This window comes from Achromobacter sp. (genome assembly GCF_049647645.1).
In the GTDB taxonomy this organism is placed as follows: Bacteria; Pseudomonadota; Gammaproteobacteria; order Burkholderiales; family Burkholderiaceae_B; genus Achromobacter.
Window position 1 is genome coordinate 1 of the sequence record NZ_JBARYB010000161.1, and the last position, 21,048, is coordinate 21,048.

A 21,048-nucleotide genomic window follows, 5' to 3' on the forward strand; every position below is an offset into this window, starting at 1 on the left:
GGCCATGCCGGCGCTGGATCGTCCCGGCTCGCGCCGCGCGGCCCTGGCCAAACTGGCTGCCCTGCTGGCGGTGGCGCCCGCTGTCTGGGGCGCCTGGCGCTGGTCGGAAGCCGAGGGCTGGGCCGCTGACTATCGCAGCGCCACCGGCGAACGCCGCGAGATCCGCCTCGATGACGGCACTCGTCTGACGCTGGACACCGCCTCCGCCATCGACGTACGTTACGACGCCAATCAGCGCATCGTCCTGCTGCGCGCCGGAGATATCTATATCGAGACGGCTGCCGACCCGCGCCCCTTCGAGGTCCACACGCGCGACGGCAGGCTGCGGGCGCTGGGCACCCGGTTCACGGTGCGGCTGCAGGATGACGGGACACGTCTTGCCGTGCAGGAAGGCGCCGTGCGCATCGCCACGGCACACGACACGCTGGTCCTGAACGCTGGCCAGCAGACAGCCTTCTCGGCGCGCCGCATTGAAGCCGCAGCCCAGCTGGATCCGAGCGCCATGGCCTGGACGCGCGGCATGCTCCTGGCCGACGGCATGCCGCTGGGCGCGCTGGTAGCCGAGCTGGCGCGCTACCGCAAGGGCGTCACACGTTGCGATCCCGCCGTCGCCGCGTTGCGCGTGTCAGGCACCTTCCCGCTCGCGGACACCGACCGCTCATTGGCGATGCTGGCCGCCACCTATCCGGTGACGGTCGCCTCGCGCCTGGGCGGCTACTGGATCACGGTAATCCCGGCCTGAAGGCGGCGGGACGCAAACCGCAGCCCGCCAGCGCCTTCACCACTTGTACGACACGTTGGCGATCACGCTGCGCCCCGCACCCAGCAAGCAGGCATTGTTCAGGAAGCAGCCCGCCACGTAGTACTTGTCCGTCAGGTTTCGCACGTTGACCGACGCGCTCAAGCCACGCAACGACGGATTGGCGCGGCCGAAGTCATAGCCCACCATGGCGTCCACTAGCGTGTAGGCCGGCACCTTGAACGTATTCTGCGCGTCGCCAAAGGTGGACCCCGTGTAGCGCACACCCGCCCCCAGCGTCAATCCCTCGAGCACGCCGCTGGACAAGGTGTAGTCGGTCCACAAGGACAACAGATGCCTGGGCACGCGCACCGGCGCCTTGCCCTTGTTGCTCAGGCCCGCGAAATTGGGGTTGTCCTTGGTCACTTCCACGTGGTTGTAGGTGTAGGAGGCGATCACGTTCAGCCCCCGCACTGGACGCAGCACGCCTTCCAGCTCGATACCGCGCGAGGTCACCTCCCCTTCCTGCACGCTGAACGAGGTGTTCTGCGGATTGGCGGTCAACACATTCTGGCGCCGCAGATCGAACGCCGCCAGCGTCACATAGCTGTCCGAGCCCGGCGCCTGGTACTTCACGCCCACCTCGTACTGCTTGGCCTTCTCGGGTTTGAACTGCGCGCCGTTGATATCCGTGCCCGTCAGCGGCGAGAAGGACTCGCTATAGCTCACATAGGGAAAGAAGCCGCTCTGGAAGGCATAGCCCAGTCCGGCGCGGCCCGTGAAGTCCTCCGCCGCCGTGTCCGTGCGCGCGTCCCGCAGCACATTGGTGGTGCGCTGATTGACCCAGTCATAGCGGCCAGCCAGCGTGGCTACCCACTGGTCCAGCTTGACCTGGTCCTGCAGGTACACGCCCAACTGGCGGCTGCTTTCGTCGGTGCTGAGCAGCGAGGTATAGCGGGAAGTGTCGATGCTGACCCGCACCGGATGATAGATATTGATCGGCGGCGCATTGCCCGTCTGTGTATCCGCGGTGCGCTTGCTGTACTGATAGTCCAGCCCGACCAGCAAGGTATGGTCCAGCGCGCCGGTCGCAAACTTGCCCACCAGCCGGTTATCCACGGAGTACGTGTCGCTGTCGTAGTCGCGCAGCTGGTAGTAGCGCGCAATGTCCGTGCCATTGATCACGCCGCTGTTGCGGAACAGCTGATCCTCGTAGCCCTTGAAATGGCCATAGCGGAAATTCTGCTGGAAAGTCCACGTATCCGAAAACGCGTGGCTAAGCTCGTAGCCGATGTTGGTGAGTTCGCCCTGCTCCTTGTCGAAGCCGGGCTGATTCAGCGAGCGGTGCCGCGGCACCCTGCCGTTGGGGTTGGAGCCGTCCAGCACCGAATACGGCAGGTTGCTGGTGAACAGGTTGCGGTTGCGCTGGTATGAGGCCAGCAGCGTCACGGAAGTTCGTGCGCTGGGCGCCCAGGTCAGGCTGGGCGCCACGTATATGCGGTCGTCCGGCACGCCGTCGATACTGCTATCTGCGTTGCGGCCCAGCGCGACCAGGCGGTAGGCCAGCGTGCCCGGCTCATCGATCACGTCGCCGATGTCCATCGAACCCTGGATCCGGTCATGGCTGCCCGTGGACAGCCCGACCTCGCGATGCGACTCGAACAAAGGCCGCTTCGACACGAAATTGATGATGCCGCCCGGCGAGCCCTGCCCGTACATCACCGACGACGGTCCTTTCAGCACCTCGATGCGGTCCATGCCAAAAGGCTCCGGCGCGAAATACCCGGTATTGCTATTGCGCAAACCGTCCGTATAGGCGTTGGTGGAAATCTGCTGGAAGCCGCGCACCATCAGCGTGTTGTCGGTGGGATTGTCTCCCGCCACGTTGGCATAGACGCCCGCCGTGTAGCTCAGCGCATCGCTCACCGTCTGCGCGCCCTGCACCGTCATGCGCTCCTGTGTCACCACCGAGATCGACTGTGTCGTTTCCATCAAGGGCGTCGCCGTCTTGGTCGCGGAAGTCGCGTTGCCGACCAGATACGGATTCACGCCCGAGTAGCCCGCCGCGCCCGTCACGGTGATCGCCGGGAGCGTCGCCGCGTCCGACATACCCTTGCGTAAGGTGTAGCTGCCATCGGCGCGCGACGCCATCTCCAAGCCGCTGCCCGCCAGCACGCGCCGCGCCGCCTCGGCCCGGTTCAACTCGCCTGAAACACCCGGGCTTTGCAAACCGTCCGTCCAGGACGGTTCGAAGGCCAGCGAAATCCCCGACGCCAGCGCGAAGCTCGCGATGGCCTTGCCCAGCGGACCGGGCGGAATGTCATAAACCTGACGTGCTTGTACGGCAGCGGGCGCAGAAGCGCCCTGCCCGTGGACCGCGCCCGCGGTCAAGGTGCCGGCCAGCACAGCCATGGAAATCGCGCGGCGGCGTCGGATGGAGGGGAAATGCATGGAAATAGCCTCTCGAACTGGGTGGATAGTTGCTATGCCAGTTGAGAAAGCAAAAAGTATCAGGGGTCAGGAAAACATTTCGGAAATGCGGGCTGGCGACGCGCCGGCTACCGGCGTCACCCAAGCATCAAGCCGCATTCAGCGCCTTGGCCAGCACCGTAAAAACTCGTTCGTCCGTGGACTGCGCAACATTGAACCGCAGGAAATCCCCGGCAGCCAGGGATGGGCTGAACGCGTTGCCAGGCGCCACCACCACGCCCTCCTTGAGGCATGACCGGGCCACGGTGGCGGCATCCTTGCCCTCGGGCAAACGGCACCACAGGAACATCCCCGCGCGTGGCGTCAGCCATGGCTTGATGCCCAGCTTCTGAAGCTTGGCGGCGGTCTTGTCCATCTGCTGCGTCAGGCGCAGCCGGGTCGCTTCCATGTGCCTGCGGTAGCCGCTGCCCGTCAGGGTCCTGAAGATGATGTCGGCCGCCAGCCGGCTACCGCCAAAGGTCGTGGCGACTTTCAGGTCGGTCAGGCCTTCAACCCAGTCGGACCGCACCGCGATGTATCCGCAGCGCACCGACGCCGACACCGTCTTCGAAAAGCTGCCGATGTGTATGACCCGGGACAGCCCGTCGAACGCCGCCAGGCGCGGCGCGGGCGTGTTCTCGAAATCCGCGAAGATGTCGTCCTCGACGATGACCAGCTCGGAATCGTCCGCCAGCTTCAACAGGCGATGCGCGACCAAGGGCGACAAGGTAGCCCCCGTCGGATTGTGTATGCCTGAGTTCGTGATGTAGAGACGCGGCGAATGCTGGCGCAGCGCCGCTTCAAACGCCCGGACATCCGGACCGTTCGGCGTATAGGGCACCCCCACCGCCTTGACGCGATGCGCCTTCAACAGCGCATGGAAGTTGAAATAGCAAGGATCGTCCACCAGCACCGTGTCTCCCGGTTCCAGCAGGAAGCGCAGGATCAGGTCGATGGACTGGGTTCCAGAATCGGTCAGCATGATCTGCTCCGGCCCGGCCTCTATGCCCATGCCCGCCATCCGCCGCGCCAACAGTTGCCTCAAGGGCGCGTGGCCCAGCGGAGTCCCATACTCGGTCAGTTCCGCGGCCTCGGCCCGCGCCATGCCGCGCATGGCGCGCCGCAGCCCTTCCTCGTACATCCAGCTGACCGGCAGCCACCCGCAACCCGGTCGCAAGGTGTCCGCATCCGCCGCCAGCGACTGGCGCGATACCCAGAGCGGATCCACTTCCCGGTCGAGCTTCGGCCCCATCTCGGTAAGCGCCAACGGCGCCACGGGCCCGGCCACATAGAACCCCGACCCGGGACGCGACACCAGCACACCCTCGGCCGCCAGCCGTTCGTAGGCTTCCACCACCGTGGAAACCGACACGTCCAGCATCTTGGCCTGCATTCTGACCGAAGGCAGGCGAGCGCCAGGCAAAGCCGTGCGCGCAGCGATCCGCCCCTGGATCTCGCCCATGACCTTCTTGATGAGAGTGCCGCCGCGCGCCATTGAATTCTTCGCCGTACTGGTATTTATTACCTAACAGTTCCGTAAAATTGTACTGGATTGTGCGTGGACCCAGATCGGTCGCCATGCTGTACTGACGCCCGGTATCAAGGAGCTTCAGATGGAAAAGGCCACCAGCGGCTGGGTAAACGGTTTTATCGGCGTAGTGATCTTCGCGGGCTCCCTGCCGGCAACCCGGGTCGCCGTCGCGGACCTGGATCCCATCTTCCTGACCTGCGCGCGAGCCGGCATCGCCGGTCTGCTCGGATTGACGCTCCTGATGCTGCTGCGCCAACCCCGGCCTTCCCTGTCCGATATCCCTTCCCTGGCACTGACCGCATTGGGCGTGGTCGTCGGATTCCCCCTGTTGACGGCCCTCGCCTTGCAGCACGTCACCTCGGCACACTCCATCGTCTTCCTGGGCTTGCTGCCGCTAAGCACCGCCATCTTCGCAGTCCTGCGCGGCGGCGAGCGTCCGCGTCCGCCGTTCTGGATGTTCTCCATCGTCGGCGCCGCCTGCGTTGCAGGCTATGCCGCCTGGGGCGGCCTGGAAGCCTCGCCCACGGGCGACCTGCTCATGCTCGCCGCCATCATCGTTTGCGGCCTGGGCTACGCCGAAGGCGCCAAACTCTCCCGCAGGCTGGGGGGCTGGCAGGTCATCAGCTGGGCCTTGGCGCTATCCTTGCCCATCATGCTGCCCATCGCGTTCCTGACCATGCCTGCCACGTTCGAACACGTCGGCACGCCGGCGTGGATAGGTTTCGCCTACGTGTCGCTGTTCAGCATGCTTATCGGGTTTGTGTTCTGGTATCGCGGCCTGGCGCAGGGCGGAATTGCGGCGGTGGGGCAGTTGCAACTGTTCCAGCCGTTCATGGGGCTGGGATTGGCGGCTGTGCTGCTGCATGAGAACGTCAGCTGGACGATGCTGATCGTGACACTGGCTGCGGTGGTTTGCGTGGCGGGTGCGAAGAGGTATGCGTAGGAATAGACAGGCGTCCATCAATGAATCCGGTCTGATCCTTCGGCCTGCAATCCCGACAAGGCATTCCAATCAGGATCCTTGTACATGCGCAGCTCGTGCTCAGGGCTCCAACTGCACGTGTTCCACGCGGTCCCGCCCGTTGTTCTTGGCCAGATACAGCTGCTGGTCTACGGCTTTGATGAATCCTGCACGGTCCAACCGCTCATGCGGCAGCACTGTGCCTGCGCCGATGCTGACAGTCACGCGCCTGCCATGCGGCGACAAGGCGTGCACAATGGCTTTCTTCTGAAGCAATCGCTGGCAGCGTTCCGCGACTCTCCGCGCCGCCCCGGCATCGGCTTCAGGCAGCAGCACGACAAACTCCTCCCCCCCGTAACGCGCAACGATGTCGCGAGGGCCGTCCAGCGCCAAACTCAGCGTCTGGGCGATATCCACCAAACAATGGTCACCCTGGGTGTGCCCATATAAATCGTTGTACTGCTTGAAAAAATCAACGTCCAACAACAATACGGACAGGGGCTGACGATCGCTGCGCGCGCGCTCCCACTCCAATTCAAAGCCAGTATCGAAGCGGCGCCGGTTGGCAATATTCGTCAAGCTATCCTTGAAGGACAGGACCTCCAGCTCTTTCTGCAAGCTCAGCAGCTTTTCCTCGGTCTTCTTGCGTTCGGTGATGTCAAACATGAAGCCGATCAGCGCTTCGACTTCGCCGCTGCCATTACGCACCACGTGCACAACGTCGCGGATCCAGACGTAGCCGTTGTCCCTGGTCAGCGCCCGGTAGTCTGCCTCATGGTCGACGCCGGCCTGGGATTGGCTGACGCAAAAATTCACCACGGCCTCGCGGTCCTCTGGGTGCATGCGCATGGCCCAGTCCTCCACGCTCACCCAGCTTTCTGCGTTCCAGCCCAGCAACGCCTCGATCTGCGGACCGATATAGGCGAACTTCTTGGTGGCCCAATCGATCTTCCAGGGAATTGCCTTGGTCGACTCCAGCAAGGTTCTGTACACCGCGCTGTCATCAAGAAGCGTGCTTTCGTCGGACATACCCAATCCACCTCCGGTCCCCATGAACCACGCACTTTAGCCTGAACTTGTCAGCCGCGGAGACCATCTACTGTCCGACAGCCCATTTCATGGGCAGGGTAAAATGCGCCCCCCATGCGCTACTCCGACTTCGACCAACGCCTCGCCGCTCTCGGCGCCCTGCCCGTCCATCGTGGCCGGGTCCTGCGCGTCTGGCTGAAAGGGCAAGCACTCGACACCGGCACGCGACGACGGAGCGCCGAGCACTTTCTGCCTCTCGCGCTGCGCGACGCCGTACCCGCCTTGACGGCGGAACTGGACGGCTTGGCCCGCGTTCGCTCCGAACACGCCGGCAACGACGGCTCGCGCTTGCTGGTCGAACTCGCCGACGGGCAGATGGTGGAAAGCGTGCTGTTGCCGCGCGACGGACTGTGCGTCTCCACCCAGGTCGGCTGCGCAGTCGGCTGCCGCTTCTGCATGACCGGCAAGAGCGGCCTGATCCGCCAGGTCACGAGCATGGAAATCCTCGCCCAGGTCGTGCTGGCCCGGCGTCTGCGCGAGGTGAAGAAAGTCGTCTTCATGGGCATGGGTGAACCGGCGCACAACCTCGACAACGTGCTCGAAGCAATCGATCTGCTCGGCACCGAGGGCAATATCGGCCACAAGAATCTGGTGTTCTCCACCGTGGGCGACCTGCGCGTGTTCGAAGCCCTGCCGCAGCAACGCGTCAAGCCCGCGCTGGCGCTGTCGCTGCACACGACCAAGGCCGAACTGCGCGCACACCTGCTGCCGCGTGCGCCGAAGATTGCGCCGGAAGAACTGATCGAACTAGGCGAGCGATACGCCCGCGACACCGACTATCCGATCCAGTATCAATGGACCCTGCTCAAGGGCATCAACGACGGCGACGACGAACTCGATGCCGTCGTGCGTCTGCTCAAGGGCAAGTACGGCGTGCTCAACGTCATTCCCTTCAATAGCCTCGAAGGGGATGACTACCAGCGCCCCGATAGCGAGCGCATCCGCGAGATCGTCCGCTCTTTGCAAAGCCGTGGCGTGCTGACCAAGGTGAGAAATAGCGCCGGGCAGGATGTGGACGGGGGCTGTGGCCAGCTGCGCGCTCGGGCTGTTGGCACAGCACAGGTGGTCGAGCTGCGCAGAAAGCGCACGGCAAGGCCTGAAGCCGCCTAGGCCGGGGACATCCGCTCCCTGGCCGTGGGCAACCTTTTCGAGAATTCCGCTCTCGACTGCTGGCCTCTGCCGACACACTGGAGGTACTCGACGATATGGACGAGAGCATCTGACACGCCTGCCCCCACGGCATCGAATACCTCGATCAGGATGTCCCCAATAGCAACGAGGTCTCCACTACGTTGCTTTCATCTCCTTTTCCTTCTCTTCCTTCTCCTTTTTTTCTCCATCGCGATGAGACTTGATGGCAAGAAACATGCCCGTGCCCAACACGAGGAGCTTGAACGTACCGAAGACTAAAGGGACCCAAAAATTCATCATTTCCTCAAGATGCTGCTTCAGCAGCTTCATTTACTACTCGTGGCCAGGCAAAGACAAAAAAAGATAGCCCTGGAGGGCACGAAAAACGTCAGCCTGATTCCGACGCATGTGAGATCACGCTGCTCGATTTCACCTTGCGCTCTAGGCTTGAAGAACACCGACTCTCCGCACCCCGATAAACTCAGCGTGGCGAGCGCCATCAGCAGGCGCCACGGACAGAACTCAAGGGTTTTTTCCCGTGCCTTTGTCTAATGGCTGCTTGAAAAAGCAACGCTGAAAGAGGTTGGGAGTGGGGAGTGTGAGCGTCATTCACCCTATAGACAGTCAAATTCTACCGCCAAGCTCCGTACAAATTGTTGAATTGTTCGATTTGTAGGTCCAGCTTGCTCACTGAACCCGCACGCAAGCGAAAGCGCCGACACGGAGAACTCGGCCGGGGCTTTTATGTATTGCGGAGCCGGTAGATCTCTGGGTAGCCATGATGCCATGACTAAAATTTTCCATCCCTTCCAGACTCCCTCAAGGCGCCAGTACCTCGATCATCCTGCGCCCGATATACGCCGCATGCGTTTCCAGCGCAAAGTGTCCGGTATCCAGCAATTCAACCTGCGCGTCCGGATTGTCCCGTTTGAACGCCTCGGCGCCAGGCGGAATGAAGAATGGGTCGTTGCGGCCCCAGATGGCCAGCGTCGGGATCTTCGCCGAGCGGAAGAAGGCCTGGAAATCAGGATACCGCTTCAGGTTATTGGCATAGTCCAGAAATAGATCGAGCTGGATTTCCTTGTTGCCCGGCCGCTCAAGCAGCGCGGCATCGAGCGTGTAGCTTTCCGGCGCCACGTCGTCCGGATTGGCGACGCCATGCACGTATTGCCACTTGGTCCCCTCGAAGTTCAGCACGGCGTCCGCGATGACCTGGCGATTGGCCGAGTTCGGCTCTGCCCAGTAGGCACGGACTGGCGCCCAGGCATCGCCCAGGCCCTCGAGATAAGCGTTGCCATTCTGCGAGACCAGGCCGGTCACCCGCTCGGGGTGGGCAAGCGCCAGGCGCAACCCGACGGGCGCGCCATAGTCGAAGACGAACATCGCATAGCGCTTCAGGCCCAACGCATCGACGAAAGCGCCGAGCGATACGGCCAGGTCATCGAACGTGTACCGATAGCCACGCGCCTCGGGCACTTCGGTGAAACCGAAGCCGGGCAGATCCGGGGCAACCACGCGAAAACGCGTAGCCAGAAGCGGGATCAGGTTGCGGAATTGATGCGAGGAACTGGGGAACCCGTGCAGAAGCAGCAGCACAGGCGCATTGGGATCGCCCGCTACACGATAGAAAAAATTCAGGCCGTCGGCTTCCGTTCGACGCGTTTGGATCTGGCTTTCAGGGGTGCTGGACATGACGATCTCCGTGGTCAAGGACTGGATCATTGGCCGAATTCCTACAGGCCGTTCGAGCCATTCTTTCTCTTTTTAAGTAACCCGTCAATTCAAGTTTTAATGGTTACCTAAATAGATGAAAACTATGGCCAGGAGATGCTCATTCGAAAAAAATCCGGCCAGGGCGGCCGGATGGATGGGCAAGCAAACGCTCAGGAAGCCGCGTCCTGAGCTTCCCTTTGGCGAAAGGCCGCCACCTTATGGCGATTGCCGCAAAGCGCCATGCTGCACCACCTGCGACGATGGGATCGCGTGCGATCGTAGAACCAAAGGGAACAGAGCGGGCTTTCGCATTTGCGCACCAGCTCGAAATCTCCATGCACGAGCAATTCAGCGGCGGCCTCCGCGGCGGGAAGCAGCCATTGATCAGGGGTAGCCGTGTCATAGCGGCGTGCCAGGCTCGGCGCGCCCGCCGCCATCGCCAGCTCAAGATGACTGCCGCCGGCAGCGAGCGCCTGGTTGAGCGCATTGGGCTTGAGCGGCAATCCTGCCTTTCTTTGGGCGACCAACGCGCGCACGGTCTCGCGCAAGGTCCGTGCGGATTCGAGCAGGCCCTTGGGCGCCATGCGCCGGGCGGGCGCGAAGCCCGCGGCGTCCAGCCAAGCCCGCACATCGTCGTCCGACTGCAGGCGGTCAAGCGGGCCATCGTCGGATTGTTCGACGGTGTTGATCAGATCTAGTGCCGCGTCATCGCCCAGCAGGCGGAACTCGGGCTTGGGGGTAGTGGTGGTCATGGGATTCTCCACACAGAATGTAACCACTTAATTTGCAGCTATCAAGTTACAGCAAAAAGGCGCTGCGGCGTAGGTCCTCGTCTGCGAGGTTTGCAGTTTTACTGTCCTCACCCGCGATTCCGTGGCAACGATGCGTTCCGGCGTGCCTGCAAACTACAATTCCGCTCGGTAGTTTTTACTGCGACGCCATTTCTCCGATCTCCCCCAAGCCTCGCACCGCCCATTCCGCATAGGTGAAATAGCATGCAAATCGCGATTGCCTCCGACCACGCCGGATTCGAACTGAAGGAAAAACTAAAGAAGGCCTTCGAGTACGTCGATTGGCTAGACCTCGGAACCCACAGCGACGACTCGGTCGACTACCCCGCTTTTGGCTTTGCAATGGGCAAGGCCATCACGGACGGCAGAGTCCAGAAAGGCATCGTGATTTGCGGCTCGGGCATAGGCATTTCGATTGCCGTCAATCGTTTCCCTGCCGCAAGAGCCGCCTTGTGCACGAACGCCACCATGGCTCGCCTGAGCCGCCAACATAACGATGCGAACGTATTGGCGCTTGGAAGCAGAATCATAGGAATCGAGGTCGCGCGCGAGTGTGTCAGCGCTTTCCTGGACACGCCCTTTGAAGGCGCGCGCCATCAGCGGCGCATCGACATGCTGAGCAAGGCAGGCTGACCTTTCAACGGTCTGCCCGAAAGCCGCAAGCCCTATATCCTGTTTCCGGTCCCTTTATGCTTCTCCCACCGTTCCGTATGCACCATAACGTCCGCACCGTACTTGCGCTTGCCGTCCTGTCCCTTTCGGCCACGCAGGCCTGCGCCACGCCCCGCACCGTCTACACCGGAACACTGCAAGGCGCCGGCGACATCGTGCTGGAACTGGACACCGAAGCGGCGGCCAACGGCAGATTGACCGGCCGCTACTTCTACGCGAAGCACGGCGTGGACATCCCCCTGCAAGGTACAGCCGAGGAACTCTTCGAACCGAGGCCCCACCCGGGAGGCACGCCGGCTTCCAAGCCAACGGACCAAGCCGCAAGCTGGCAAGGCACGCGCGACGCCAACGGCTACCGCGGCCTCTGGACCGACACCAGCACCGGCAAGCAACGCCGCTTCGACCTGAAGCAGGTCGCCCAGTACGACACGGACCGACTGGAGCAGGACCGCAAGCAGGCCCGCGCCAGTCAGGTCAATCTCGGCGACATAGACATCCAGGCAGGCATCAACGCCGCCCGCGCGCCCTACCAGACGCTGAAGCTGGCCGGACACGCCCAGCCCGTCGGCAAAGAGATCGGCGACGGCGCCGTGGCCTATCGAATGTGGCGCGACCCGCGCACCAAGTTCCTTTACCCGAGGCTGAGCCGGCATCCCGATGCGCAGGTCCTGCAGCGCACCAACTATCTGCTGGAACAGCGCCATTGGCAAAAGAACCTGGGCGCGCTGGATTGCATGGCGTCGGCCTACACCAGCGGCAATCCCGGCGCTGGCACGCTGGGCGGCTTTGATGAGGAAGCGGTGAACGTCACCTGGCTGTCGCGCGCGCTGATGACGGTGACCGAGTCGGGCAGCCTGGACTGCGGCGGGGCGCATCCCTACAACCATTTCGAGCCCTACACCTACGATCTGCTGCGCGGCGAGTACCTGGACTGGAATCGCGTGTTCGACGCGTACGTGCCGGGCAAGCGCAGCTTCGGCGGCGAGAAGAGCCCTGCCCTGCTTGGGTTGATGAAACAGGCGGTCGAGGCGGGAACGGAAGCTCCGCAATCCGAGGCGCATCCCAACCTGGAAGACTGCGCGGATCTCTGGCCCGACTATCTGGCATTGGGCATCCAGGCGCCCGGCGCGCTGAGCCTGGCCGTATCAGGGGTGGGCCATGCCGCGGGCGCTTGCCTGGGCACGCATGCCAGCGTGCCGTTCAAGGATCTGGCGCCTTATCTGAAACCGGGCGGGAAGGCGTATCTGGCAATCGAATGAGCGAAAAAAGCCATCCGCTTTCGCCACCCCTGATCGACCCACCGCCTGCCGGCACCATCGCATGCATGCCTGCGCCCACGCCCTCCCCGAACGGTTCAGCAAAGCCGGCGGTCTCATCCCTTCTGTTTCATCCCTAAGGACGCTTGACCGCCGATGAACTCGGCGCAAAAAATCGCACGACGATTCGAACGTGTGGAGCGCACAGCGATGCCGATAACACTTTGCAGGCCCGTCCTGCTTACCATGACATTCAGCATTCTTGCCGCCGGATATCCCGCCCAGGCGGCAGAATGGGAACGCGATCGCGATGAGATCGGCCTCTATAAGGAGCCCGTCTGCGATTATGGCTTTCGCGTCAAAAGTGCGCTCATCAATATCGCTAAGCAGGCGCCTACGGGTATTACGGCGACGAACGCGTCATGGGAAATGGAGGTATTCAACAATCCCGAATCGAAGAGCTGGACGCTGGTCGGTAAAAGCAGGGCCGCCGCCGATGCCAACTCATCGAAGCTATGCCGGCTGAGCAGCGGTCAGCAATCCCCCTACGAAGAGCAGCCCTGGTTCAAAAAGTACTTCGGCAAGTAATCGTAGATAATCGCCCGTCTGTACTTTTCAACCGACAGGATCCGCGCGCCATGGCACTGCATTGCTCATCATTCATCGCAACCAGCCTGGACGGCTACATCTCCCGCGAGGACGGCGGCCTGGACTGGCTGGATAGCGCCAACCAGACCGTGCCCGCGGGCGAGGACTGCGGCTATGGCGCATATATGAAGACGGTGGACGCGCTGGTGATGGGCCGCGCCACGTTCGAGAAGGTCGCGTCGTTTCCCGAATGGCCTTACGGCGACATGCCGGTCTATGTGCTGAGCCGCAGCATGGCCAGCCTGCCGGCGAGCGCGCCGCCTTCGGTCCGGCTGCACGGCGGCTCGCTGGAGGAATTGCTACAGCGAGCCGGCGCGGACGGTTGCAAGAGCCTGTATATCGACGGCGGCAAGACGGTGCAGTCCTTCATCCAGGCAGGGTTGCTGAACGGCATCACCATCACGGTGATCCCCGTGCTGATCGGCGGCGGACGGCGGCTGTTTGGTGAACTGGCGGCGGACGTGGCCCTGCGGCATGCGGCGACCGTGGCCTATCCTTTCGGCTTCGTGCAGAGCCGCTACGCGCTTGAGTACAGCGCGGCGCAATAGCGCCTGCCACGCACTTTCTTCAGAACCGGCCTGGGCCGCCTTCACCTGTGGATGTCGGTGGCCCCGGCACTGCGCCGCTAATTTTGCGGCTCGTACCCGGCGATGTCCGCCAGCGGCCAATATTCGCCCACCAGCCGTTCGCGCGGAAACGAGGTGATGGCGGCCGTGCTCAAGCCCACGCTATCCACAGAAATGATTTGCGTCGCAAGCCGGCGATAGCCCGCGCGGAAGTGGTTGGCGCCTTTGATCGCTATCAGCTTGTAGGCCGTCACGTCGACACCATGCAAAAAGAAAGGCTCTTCGTCGTAGATCTGCTCGGCGCGCGAGGCAACGATCACGTCCACGCCCTGGATGACCAGGCGGCACATGGCGCCCAGGTCAAACTTCACGCCTTCGAACATCGAGCCCGCGCGATTGACGAAGCGGCCGTCGGTGATGGCCTTTACATAGGCGTGCACCCGCAGCGGCTGTCCCTGGAAGCGCCCCTGCTTGGCGCCCAGTGACACGCTGATGGTCGCGCCGACGCCGGCCTGGCGGGCTTGTTCGACCACGGACGCGTCGTTGATGGAGGCGAAGCAGCAAGTGCCGGGCGCGGGTTTGGCGTCCAGAATGGCGCGCAACAGATAGGTGCCGTCGCCAGGCGTGCCACCGCCTGGGTTGTCCGCATATTCGTTGACGACGACGGGGCCGCGTTCGGCGGCCAGCGCCATGGCGACGCCCTGCTCCGGGCTCGGAAACGATGGCCGGAACGCCTCCCGGTGTTCCCAGATCCATTGCGCGACTTCGTCCGCGCAACGCTCGGCCAGATCCTGGTCGCCCGCCGTGGTGCAGACCACGGCCGGGCATGGCGCGGCGATATCCGCAAGCGGAAAGCCGTGGAACCAGGAACAGTCGATGACGCCAGGCAGCGCGGCCAGCCTGGCGCACACGGCGTTGACCTCGGCCGGAACAAAGCCTTCCTGCGTCGTGACGATGTAGGGCAGCATGGGCAGGCGGCGCATGACGGTTACCGGTTTCAGCCGGCCGTCGATGATATCGAGCAGCAGCGCCACGGCTTCGACCGCCCGGTCGTGAAAGTCGGTATGCGGATACAGTTTGCAGGGCAAGGTCAGGTCGCACGCCTGCCGCATGGCCTCGGTCATGTTGCCATGCAGGTCGTAGACGGCGGCGATGGGCACATCGGCGCCGACCAGTCCGCGGACCGCCAGGCACAGATCGCCCTCGATATCCTCGATGCCGTCAGCCACGCCGGCGCCGTGCAGCGCCAGCAACACGCCGTCCACCGGCAAGGCGGCGTGGATGCCGTCCAGGATCCTGCGTTTCATCTCGACATAGGCCTGGGCCTCGATCGTGCCCGAGGGCGTGGCCTGGCCGACGAAGGTGCAGACCAGCTCGGCGCCGGTCTGTCGGGCGCCTTCGATGAAGCCGCCGACCTGGTGATTCGATCTGTCGAAGGCTTGCAGTATCTCGTCCTTGCCGTATTGCTCGAATGCGCGCAATGGCGTCTGGCCGGCAAACCCGGCGGCGTAGGTATTGGTTTCATGGATCAGGCCGGCGACGGCGAGTCGCGGCGCAGTGGCTTGAGTACGTGCCATGGTGTATGTGCCTTGCCTTCAGCGATTGACTTTCTTGGGATCGAAGCTCAGCGCGATCAGGGCGCTGACCAGGAGCGAGCCGGCGATGATGTAGATGGCGGGCGCGGTGCTGTGGTAGATATCGCGGATCCAGCCTATCAGGTAGGGGCTGACGAAGCCGCCCAGGTTGGCCAGGCTGTTGATGATGCCGATCGAGGCGGCCGCGGTGGCGCCGCCCAGGAAGGCGGTGGGCAGCGTCCACATGATGGGAGAGAAGCTGATGATCCCGGCGGCAGCCACGGAAAGCGAGATGACGGCCAGCGTCAGGTTGGTGCCTGCGGATACGCTGGCAATCAGTCCCGCCGCGCCCAGCACCAGGATGAAGACCAGGTGCCAGCGGCGTTCGCGGCGCAGGTCCGAGCTGCGCCCGACCAGGATCATGGCCACCATGGCGACCAGATAGGGAATCGCGCTCAGCAGGCCGATGCGCAGGCCGCCCTCGGCGCCGGCGTCCTTGATCAGGGTGGGAAGATAGAAGCCCAGGGTGTACAGCGCCATCATTGCCGGAAAAGTCATGGCGACAATTTTCCAGATGCGCGCGTCGCGCAGCGCCTGCAGCAGCGGCATGTGCTCGCGGCCCGCGTTGTCGGCGGCGATGTCGTGTTCGATCAGCTTGCGCTGTTCCGGCGTGAGCCACGTGGCATCCTGAACGCGGTTGGTCAGGATCAGCAGCACTCCGATGGCCAGCGGAATGGTGGGCAGCGCTTCCAGCACGAACAGCCATTGCCAGCCCGGATGGCCGCCGACCAGATGGAATCGCTCCATGATCCAGCCCGACAGCGGATTGCCGATAAGGCCGGCCACCGGAATGCCGGCCTGGAAAATGGCCGTCATCTTGGCGCGGCGGCGATTGGGAAACCAGTAGGTCAGGTAGAGGATCACGCCGGGGTAGAAGCCGGCCTCGGCCACGCCCAGCAGAAAGCGCACCGTGTAGAACTGCCAGGGCGCGGTGACGAAGGCCATGACGCCGGACAGGATGCCCCAGGAAATCATGATCCGCGCGATCCAGAGCCGCGCGCCCACGCGGTGCATGATCAGATTGCTGGGCACCTCGAACAACATGTAGCCGATGAAGAACAATCCCGCGCCCAGGCCATAGGCGGCCTCGCTGAACTGCAGGTCGGCCAGCATGTTCAGCTTGGCGATGCCGATATTGATGCGGTCCAGGTACGCGACCACGTAGCAGAGCATCAGAAAAGGAATGAACCGCAATGCGACCTTTCTATAGGTCGCATCTTCAAAGGCTTGCTGGTCCGGACGCGCGGCGCGGCCGGCGTGGATGGTTGCACTTCCGCTCACAGGTTTTCTCCTCGGTATTTGGTTTTTTGACTGCTGCGGCTCAGGCCGCGCGACGCTGGCTGACCTGCCTGGCGTGGTCCTGGAAGCCGCGCAGCGCTTCAGGGGGCACCAGCGATCCGCCGGTGGCCCAGATCACGTGGGTGGCTCCGGACATGTCGATGTCCCGCGCATAGGCTCGCCCGGCGGCTGAGCCGTCAAGCCAGCCCGGCCCCGAAACCGCGGCGGCGGCCGAAGGTTCGACCTCGACGCCCAGGGTGTCCTGGAGCGCAAGCAGGTTCAGGTAGAGCTCGTCATCCGATACGGTGAAGACGCCGCCGAGCTGGGACCGCATCAACGATGCCACCAGTTCCGATGCCTGGCCGACAGCCAGGCCGTCGGCCTCGGTGCGGTTGTCCAGGCCGATGTCGTACACCGACACGGGGCCGTTCGCTTCCGACGCAAGCTGCACCAGAAAGCAAGGCGACGCGACAGGCTCGGCGAAGAAGCAATGCACGTGAGACCCGAACAAAGCCTTCAGGCCATGGCTGATGCCGCCGGGCGCGCCGCCCACCCCGCAAGGGATGTATACGAACAGCGGGTGTCCGGCGTCGACCACGCGGCCCGCTTCGGCCAATTGCCTGGCCAATCCGCGGGCTGCGGCGGCATAGCCGAAGAACAGCAGTTCGGATTGCTCGTCGTCGACGAAATGGCTGCGCGGCGCGGCCAGCGCTTGCGCCCGCCCGGCCGCGACCGCCTCGGCGTAGTCGCCAGCGTGTTCCACCACGCGCACGCCGCGCTTGCGCAGCCGGTCTTTCTTCCATTCCTTCGCATCGGCGGACATATGGACCACGGCATCGAACCCCAGCGCGGCTGCCATGACGCCGATGCTCATGCCCAGGTTGCCGGTGCTGCCCACGGTCACGGCATACTGGCTGAACAAAGCGCGGGCCCGCGGCGTCGCCAGGACGCGCCGGTCCGTCGCCACGTCCACGAGCAGGCCATGCTCCAGCGCAATGGATTCGGCAATGGCCAGCACCTCGTGAAAGCCGCCCCGCGCCTTGATGGATCCGGCGACGGGCAGCTCGTCATCACGTTTGAGATACCAGCTGCCCGACGCGGCGGCGCCGCCCAGCGCCTGTTGCAGCGGCTTGGCGGCCATCAGCCGGGACTCGATACGCCCGCCCGAGGCGGCAAGCTCGGGAAACAGCGCGGCCAGCAGCGGTGCGCAACGCGCCAGGCGGCTTTCCGCCTGGTCGATCAGGTCCAGCGGTGGCGCCGATTCGGGCAACGGCCCGCCCCGTGCGGGGTTGAGCCATAGCAAAGGCGTTCTTGATTGAAGATTTTCTAATAGCAGGGGATCGAAATCGGCGGTCATCATGGACTTGCAGGTTGATGGTTCGGCGCAAATCGTAGATTCCGCAGGCGTGCAAGAATAGCGATGATTTCTAATTCAGCCATTAGCATGACTTATGCCAGTCCATTTCGATTCCACGCTGCTGGGCGCCCTGCGCTGCTTTGACATGGCTGGCCGCCATCTCAGCTTCACCCGGGCGGCGGCGGCCATGAACCTCACGCAAAGCGCGGTAAGCCAACAGATCCGTCAGTTGGAAGACCGCCTGGGCTACCTGCTGTTCGTGCGCCAGCAGCGCGGGCTGAAGTTCACATCCAAGGGCGAAACGCTATTCGCGACGGTCAGCCGCGCGCTAGGCGATATCCAGCAGGAAATCGAGCGGCTGGGCCTGCCGGCGTCCGCGCTGCAGGTCAATTGCCTGCCGTCCTTCGCGCTGCAATGGCTGATGCCGCGCCTGACGGAATTCCATCGCTTGCAGCCGGACGTGTCGGTGCGGCTGAAGGCGGAGTTCCAGCTGCTGGACCGCAAGCTGATGGAGGAAGAAGACATAGACATCGCCATCCGCTATGACCCGGCGCACTACAGCCATTTGCAGGCCGACGCCTTGCTGGACGAATATCTGCTGGTAGTCGCGACGCCCGAATACCTGGCGGCGCACCCGGCGTTTCGCGCCGGCAAGTCCATCGATGGGGTCGAGTTCCTGCACGACGCCTCGCCTTGGGTCGGGGCCGCGGAGTTCATCGAGTGGCGCACCTGGATGCAGGCGCACCGGCCGGGCTGGATCCGCCACCTGGAGGGACCGCAGTTCAACCTGGCCAGCCTTGCCATCGGCGCCGCGCTGAATCATCAGGGCGTGGCTATCGGGCGCAGCGCGATGGTCTACGACGAGATCCGCAGCGGACGGCTGGTCGACGTGTTCGGCAAGCACGCGCCCGCGCCGGCGCGTTATGTGCTGCTGTCGCGCCGGCCTGAAGAGCGGCGCACCCGGATCTTTTCCGACTGGCTCAAATCCGAGTGCCGCAACTTCGACGACGCGCGCTCGGCGCTGATCGGGCGCGCGCGCGGGTAGCTTTCCGCTCAGAAGCGATACGCCACGCCTGCGCTGAACGACCTGCCGTTGCCGGGCAGGAAGATCGGCATCGCGGGCGTGGCCGTATTGCGGATGGCGTAGCTGCTGGCATAGGTCTTGTCCGTCAGGTTGTCGGCCTGCAGATACCCGCTCCAGTGCGCATCGTGCTCGTAGGCGACCTTGAAGCCCAGCAAGGCATAGGCGTTCTGCTGCGTGCCCGGCGCGTTGGCGTGGTTGGTTTCGGTGTCGCTCATCAGCCAGCGCAGATTGGGGCCGAAACGCCAGCCGCCCATGCGGTACATCACCTCCGCGCTGAGCAGGTGGCGCGGCACGCCGGCGATGCGGTTGCCCTGGTACTCGCCGCTGCGGAAACGGAAGTCGCTGAAGGTATATGCGATGCGGTAGTCGAACAGGCCGTCGCCGGGCGCGGGCAGGCTGCCGTTAATGCCGGCTTCGATGCCCTGGTGGCGGGTGCGGCCGGCGTAGTTGTAGGTGCCCGCCGGCGTGCCGTTGGCGTTGGTGACGGACATGAGTTCGTCTTCGACGTTGCTGCGGTACAGGGACACGGTCCAGTTCAGGTCGCGGCCAGCGACGAGGACCGTGCCGTCTCCACCGACTTCATAGGTAAGCGCGCGCTGCAGGTCGAGCTTGCTCATGGACGTGACCGCGGTGGCCGGGTTCATGGGCGCCGGCACTTCGCCATTGACGATTTCCCAGAAGGTGGGGGCTTCGTTGCTGCGGCTGATGTTGGCGTACCAGCGCTGTGCGGCGGCAGGCTGCCAGATAATGCCCAGGCGCGGCGTGGCGTAGTTCCAGTCCTGATCCAGGGTCTTGCCGCTGTTGCGTTCGCGCGCGTCGCGCACGGCCTGGGTGTACTTGAGGTCGCCGACCAGGCTCAACTGTTCGGTCACATGCCAATCCAGGCCGACCAGCGCGCTGCGGTTCTCGGCCTTGAGGTCATAGGCGCCGAAGCGTTGCAGGCGGCGGCCGTCGGCGGGGCGTATGGCGTAGAGGTCGCGGTCCATGTCGCTGCGCTGCCAGTCGAGCGCGACGCGGTAATCCACGTTGCCGGCCTTGCCGGCCAATTGCCAAACCAGGCCGTAGGTATCGCCGTCCGTGACGTTGGCGACCTGGGGATTGGTGAAGTCATCGTTGGTGCGCTGCCAATAGATGCCCGCGGTCTGGTTGAGCGCGTCCGTGCCCCAATAGCTGCGGTTGGCGATGCGGAACTGGCTGGTGTCGCGGTGCGGATCGCGCTTGTAGACGTTGTTGGCCAGGTCCAGCGGCGTATTGCCGTCGCCAAGCACGCTGCGCGGATCCTGAAGCATGCGGGCCTTGGGCACGGGCTGGGGAATATCGAACTTGAGGTCCGTGTAGGACAGATACGTGCGGTTTTCAAAGGTGCCGCGGCGAAAGCCCAGGTTGCCCTGGAAGCTTGAACGCTCGGATGAGGAATGGTGGCGGTAGCCGTCGGACTTGTCATAGCCGAAACTGAAGCGGCCATCCATGCGCTCGCCTTCAAAGCCCTTGGATAGCGTGAGATTGCGGGTGCCGAAGCTGCCGGTTCCCAGGCGGATGACGTCGCTCTGGGTGCCGGTGAGGGACTGGAAATCGACCTCCCCGCCCAGCGTGGTCGCGCCCGGCGACAGCGCGTTGGCGCCGCGCCGCACCGTGACCAGGCCGGCGTTGCGCGGTTCAAGCAGGCTGATGATGAAGGAGCCGTCGGCATCGTTGAGCGGCAGGCTGTCCTGCATCAGCAGGATGCCGCGGCTCAAGGGATTGCTCTGGATGCCCGAACCGCGGATGTTCAGGCGCGGCTGGTCCAGCCCGCCGAAGAATTCCTGCACGATGACGCCGGGCTGGTAGTCCAGCGCGTCGCGCAGCGTAATCAGGCGTACTTCCTGCTGCGGCTGGGCCAGATTGGTGCCGCCGGGCACGGTCTGCAGTTCGGCCTCGGCCTGCTGCGGGCCGGGGTCGAGGGCGCGCGTCAGGGATAGTCCGGATACGACCACGGGCGCCAGCGAGGGCACGGCCTGGCTGGCCGGGGCCACGCGGAGCTGGCCGGCTTCCTGGGCAAGGGCGGTGGACAGGCCGAGGGCGCTGAGAGTGAGGCTGGACGCCAGTTGGCGCAGGACGGGGGACGTCATGGGAATGCTTCCGCGTAGAGC

18 protein-coding genes are annotated in these 21,048 nt (G+C 63.8%); 8 read left to right on the plus strand and 10 right to left on the minus strand.

All coding sequences use genetic code 11. From position 1 onward, the window contains the following. On the plus strand, positions 1 to 742 hold a 742-nt coding region (locus WBB14_RS19020), incomplete at its 5' end, for a FecR domain-containing protein (RefSeq protein ID WP_424241207.1). 36 nt (positions 743 to 778) lie between these two features. Here the strand turns inward: WBB14_RS19020 and WBB14_RS19025 are convergent. Both WBB14_RS19025 and WBB14_RS19030 read right to left on the minus strand, forming a co-directional pair. Next, a complete protein-coding gene (locus WBB14_RS19025; protein WP_424241208.1) occupies positions 779 to 3,190 on the minus strand; it encodes a TonB-dependent siderophore receptor in 2,412 nt (803 codons plus the stop codon). Positions 3,191 to 3,317: 127 nt separating this feature from the next. Further along, a complete protein-coding gene (locus tag WBB14_RS19030; protein WP_424241209.1) occupies positions 3,318 to 4,703 on the minus strand; it encodes a PLP-dependent aminotransferase family protein in 1,386 nt (461 codons plus the stop codon). A gap of 118 nt (positions 4,704 to 4,821) precedes the next feature. Here WBB14_RS19030 and WBB14_RS19035 point away from each other — a divergent pair, with 118 nt between their 5' ends. Continuing rightward, positions 4,822 to 5,682 carry a DMT family transporter gene (locus tag WBB14_RS19035; RefSeq protein WP_424241210.1) on the plus strand — a complete coding sequence of 287 codons (861 nt, stop codon included), beginning with the start codon at positions 4,822 to 4,824 and terminating at the stop codon, positions 5,680 to 5,682. A 99-nt stretch (positions 5,683 to 5,781) separates the two neighbouring features. Here WBB14_RS19035 and WBB14_RS19040 read toward each other — a convergent pair whose 3' ends face one another. Continuing rightward, a complete protein-coding gene (locus WBB14_RS19040) occupies positions 5,782 to 6,729 on the minus strand; it encodes a sensor domain-containing diguanylate cyclase (protein WP_424241211.1) in 948 nt (315 codons plus the stop codon). Between the two features lie 114 nt (positions 6,730 to 6,843). Between WBB14_RS19040 and WBB14_RS19045 the strand changes: the two genes are divergently transcribed. Further along, entirely contained in the window at positions 6,844 to 7,899 is a 1,056-nt protein-coding gene (locus WBB14_RS19045) for an RNA methyltransferase (protein ID WP_424241212.1), read from the plus strand. Positions 7,900 to 8,076: 177 nt separating this feature from the next. Here WBB14_RS19045 and WBB14_RS19050 read toward each other — a convergent pair whose 3' ends face one another. From WBB14_RS19050 to WBB14_RS19060, 3 genes are all read right to left on the minus strand, one after another. Continuing rightward, complete coding sequence (locus WBB14_RS19050) at positions 8,077 to 8,250, minus strand: hypothetical protein (RefSeq protein ID WP_424241213.1); 174 nt, start codon at positions 8,248 to 8,250, stop codon at positions 8,077 to 8,079. Between the two features lie 489 nt (positions 8,251 to 8,739). Next, positions 8,740 to 9,612 carry an alpha/beta fold hydrolase gene (locus tag WBB14_RS19055; RefSeq protein WP_424241214.1) on the minus strand — a complete coding sequence of 291 codons (873 nt, stop codon included), beginning with the start codon at positions 9,610 to 9,612 and terminating at the stop codon, positions 8,740 to 8,742. Between the two features lie 191 nt (positions 9,613 to 9,803). Continuing rightward, entirely contained in the window at positions 9,804 to 10,385 is a 582-nt protein-coding gene (locus tag WBB14_RS19060) for a CGNR zinc finger domain-containing protein (protein ID WP_424241215.1), read from the minus strand. Positions 10,386 to 10,628: 243 nt separating this feature from the next. Here WBB14_RS19060 and rpiB point away from each other — a divergent pair, with 243 nt between their 5' ends. The 4 genes from rpiB to WBB14_RS19080 all read left to right on the plus strand — a co-directional run bounded on the left by rpiB (position 10,629) and on the right by WBB14_RS19080 (position 13,548). Continuing rightward, positions 10,629 to 11,057, plus strand: coding sequence for a ribose 5-phosphate isomerase B (rpiB, locus tag WBB14_RS19065; protein WP_424241216.1), 429 nt, complete (start codon positions 10,629 to 10,631; stop codon positions 11,055 to 11,057). 77 nt (positions 11,058 to 11,134) lie between these two features. Next, positions 11,135 to 12,355 carry a hypothetical protein gene (locus WBB14_RS19070; RefSeq protein WP_424241217.1) on the plus strand — a complete coding sequence of 407 codons (1,221 nt, stop codon included), beginning with the start codon at positions 11,135 to 11,137 and terminating at the stop codon, positions 12,353 to 12,355. Between the two features lie 153 nt (positions 12,356 to 12,508). Further along, a complete protein-coding gene (locus tag WBB14_RS19075) occupies positions 12,509 to 12,940 on the plus strand; it encodes a hypothetical protein (protein WP_424241218.1) in 432 nt (143 codons plus the stop codon). Positions 12,941 to 12,990: 50 nt separating this feature from the next. Next, the gene (locus WBB14_RS19080) at positions 12,991 to 13,548 is read left to right on the plus strand and encodes a dihydrofolate reductase family protein (protein WP_424241219.1); all 558 of its coding nucleotides are present in this window, start codon (positions 12,991 to 12,993) and stop codon (positions 13,546 to 13,548) included. 77 nt (positions 13,549 to 13,625) lie between these two features. Here the strand turns inward: WBB14_RS19080 and WBB14_RS19085 are convergent, their stop codons facing one another. The 3 genes from WBB14_RS19085 to WBB14_RS19095 are packed head-to-tail and all read right to left on the minus strand — an operon-like array spanning position 13,626 to position 17,838. Beyond that, the gene (locus WBB14_RS19085) at positions 13,626 to 15,143 is read right to left on the minus strand and encodes a M81 family metallopeptidase (protein ID WP_424241220.1); all 1,518 of its coding nucleotides are present in this window, start codon (positions 15,141 to 15,143) and stop codon (positions 13,626 to 13,628) included. Positions 15,144 to 15,161: 18 nt separating this feature from the next. Then, positions 15,162 to 16,481, minus strand: a complete 1,320-nt coding sequence (locus WBB14_RS19090; protein ID WP_424241221.1) for an MFS transporter — start codon at positions 16,479 to 16,481, stop codon at positions 15,162 to 15,164. A 40-nt stretch (positions 16,482 to 16,521) separates the two neighbouring features. Then, the gene (locus WBB14_RS19095; RefSeq protein WP_424241222.1) at positions 16,522 to 17,838 is read right to left on the minus strand and encodes a D-serine ammonia-lyase; all 1,317 of its coding nucleotides are present in this window, start codon (positions 17,836 to 17,838) and stop codon (positions 16,522 to 16,524) included. Positions 17,839 to 17,929: 91 nt separating this feature from the next. Here WBB14_RS19095 and WBB14_RS19100 point away from each other — a divergent pair, with 91 nt between their 5' ends. Continuing rightward, positions 17,930 to 18,880 (plus strand): LysR substrate-binding domain-containing protein, encoded by a 951-nt coding sequence (locus tag WBB14_RS19100; RefSeq protein WP_424241223.1) that lies wholly within the window; start codon positions 17,930 to 17,932, stop codon positions 18,878 to 18,880. Positions 18,881 to 18,888: 8 nt separating this feature from the next. Here the strand turns inward: WBB14_RS19100 and WBB14_RS19105 are convergent, their stop codons facing one another. Then, positions 18,889 to 21,027: a TonB-dependent receptor family protein gene (locus WBB14_RS19105; protein ID WP_424241224.1), complete on the minus strand. Its 2,139-nt coding sequence runs from the start codon at positions 21,025 to 21,027 to the stop codon at positions 18,889 to 18,891. Positions 21,028 to 21,048: the final 21 nt, after the last annotated feature.

Excerpts from the sequence above, each read along its gene's own strand:
- WBB14_RS19025 (WP_424241208.1), bottom strand. The coding sequence starts at position 3,190 with ATGCATTTCCCCTCCATCCGACGCCGCCGCGCGATTTCCATGGCTGTG.
- WBB14_RS19030 (WP_424241209.1), bottom strand. The coding sequence starts at position 4,703 with ATGGCGCGCGGCGGCACTCTCATCAAGAAGGTCATGGGCGAGATCCAG.
- WBB14_RS19035 (WP_424241210.1), top strand. The coding sequence starts at position 4,822 with ATGGAAAAGGCCACCAGCGGCTGGGTAAACGGTTTTATCGGCGTAGTG.
- WBB14_RS19040 (WP_424241211.1), bottom strand. The coding sequence starts at position 6,729 with ATGTCCGACGAAAGCACGCTTCTTGATGACAGCGCGGTGTACAGAACC.
- WBB14_RS19045 (WP_424241212.1), top strand. The coding sequence starts at position 6,844 with ATGCGCTACTCCGACTTCGACCAACGCCTCGCCGCTCTCGGCGCCCTG.
- WBB14_RS19050 (WP_424241213.1), bottom strand. The coding sequence starts at position 8,250 with ATGAAGCTGCTGAAGCAGCATCTTGAGGAAATGATGAATTTTTGGGTC.
- WBB14_RS19055 (WP_424241214.1), bottom strand. The coding sequence starts at position 9,612 with ATGTCCAGCACCCCTGAAAGCCAGATCCAAACGCGTCGAACGGAAGCC.
- WBB14_RS19060 (WP_424241215.1), bottom strand. The coding sequence starts at position 10,385 with ATGACCACCACTACCCCCAAGCCCGAGTTCCGCCTGCTGGGCGATGAC.
- rpiB (WP_424241216.1), top strand. The coding sequence starts at position 10,629 with ATGCAAATCGCGATTGCCTCCGACCACGCCGGATTCGAACTGAAGGAA.
- WBB14_RS19070 (WP_424241217.1), top strand. The coding sequence starts at position 11,135 with ATGCACCATAACGTCCGCACCGTACTTGCGCTTGCCGTCCTGTCCCTT.
- WBB14_RS19075 (WP_424241218.1), top strand. The coding sequence starts at position 12,509 with ATGAACTCGGCGCAAAAAATCGCACGACGATTCGAACGTGTGGAGCGC.
- WBB14_RS19080 (WP_424241219.1), top strand. The coding sequence starts at position 12,991 with ATGGCACTGCATTGCTCATCATTCATCGCAACCAGCCTGGACGGCTAC.
- WBB14_RS19085 (WP_424241220.1), bottom strand. The coding sequence starts at position 15,143 with ATGGCACGTACTCAAGCCACTGCGCCGCGACTCGCCGTCGCCGGCCTG.
- WBB14_RS19095 (WP_424241222.1), bottom strand. The coding sequence starts at position 17,838 with ATGATGACCGCCGATTTCGATCCCCTGCTATTAGAAAATCTTCAATCA.
- WBB14_RS19100 (WP_424241223.1), top strand. The coding sequence starts at position 17,930 with ATGCCAGTCCATTTCGATTCCACGCTGCTGGGCGCCCTGCGCTGCTTT.
- WBB14_RS19105 (WP_424241224.1), bottom strand. The coding sequence starts at position 21,027 with ATGACGTCCCCCGTCCTGCGCCAACTGGCGTCCAGCCTCACTCTCAGC.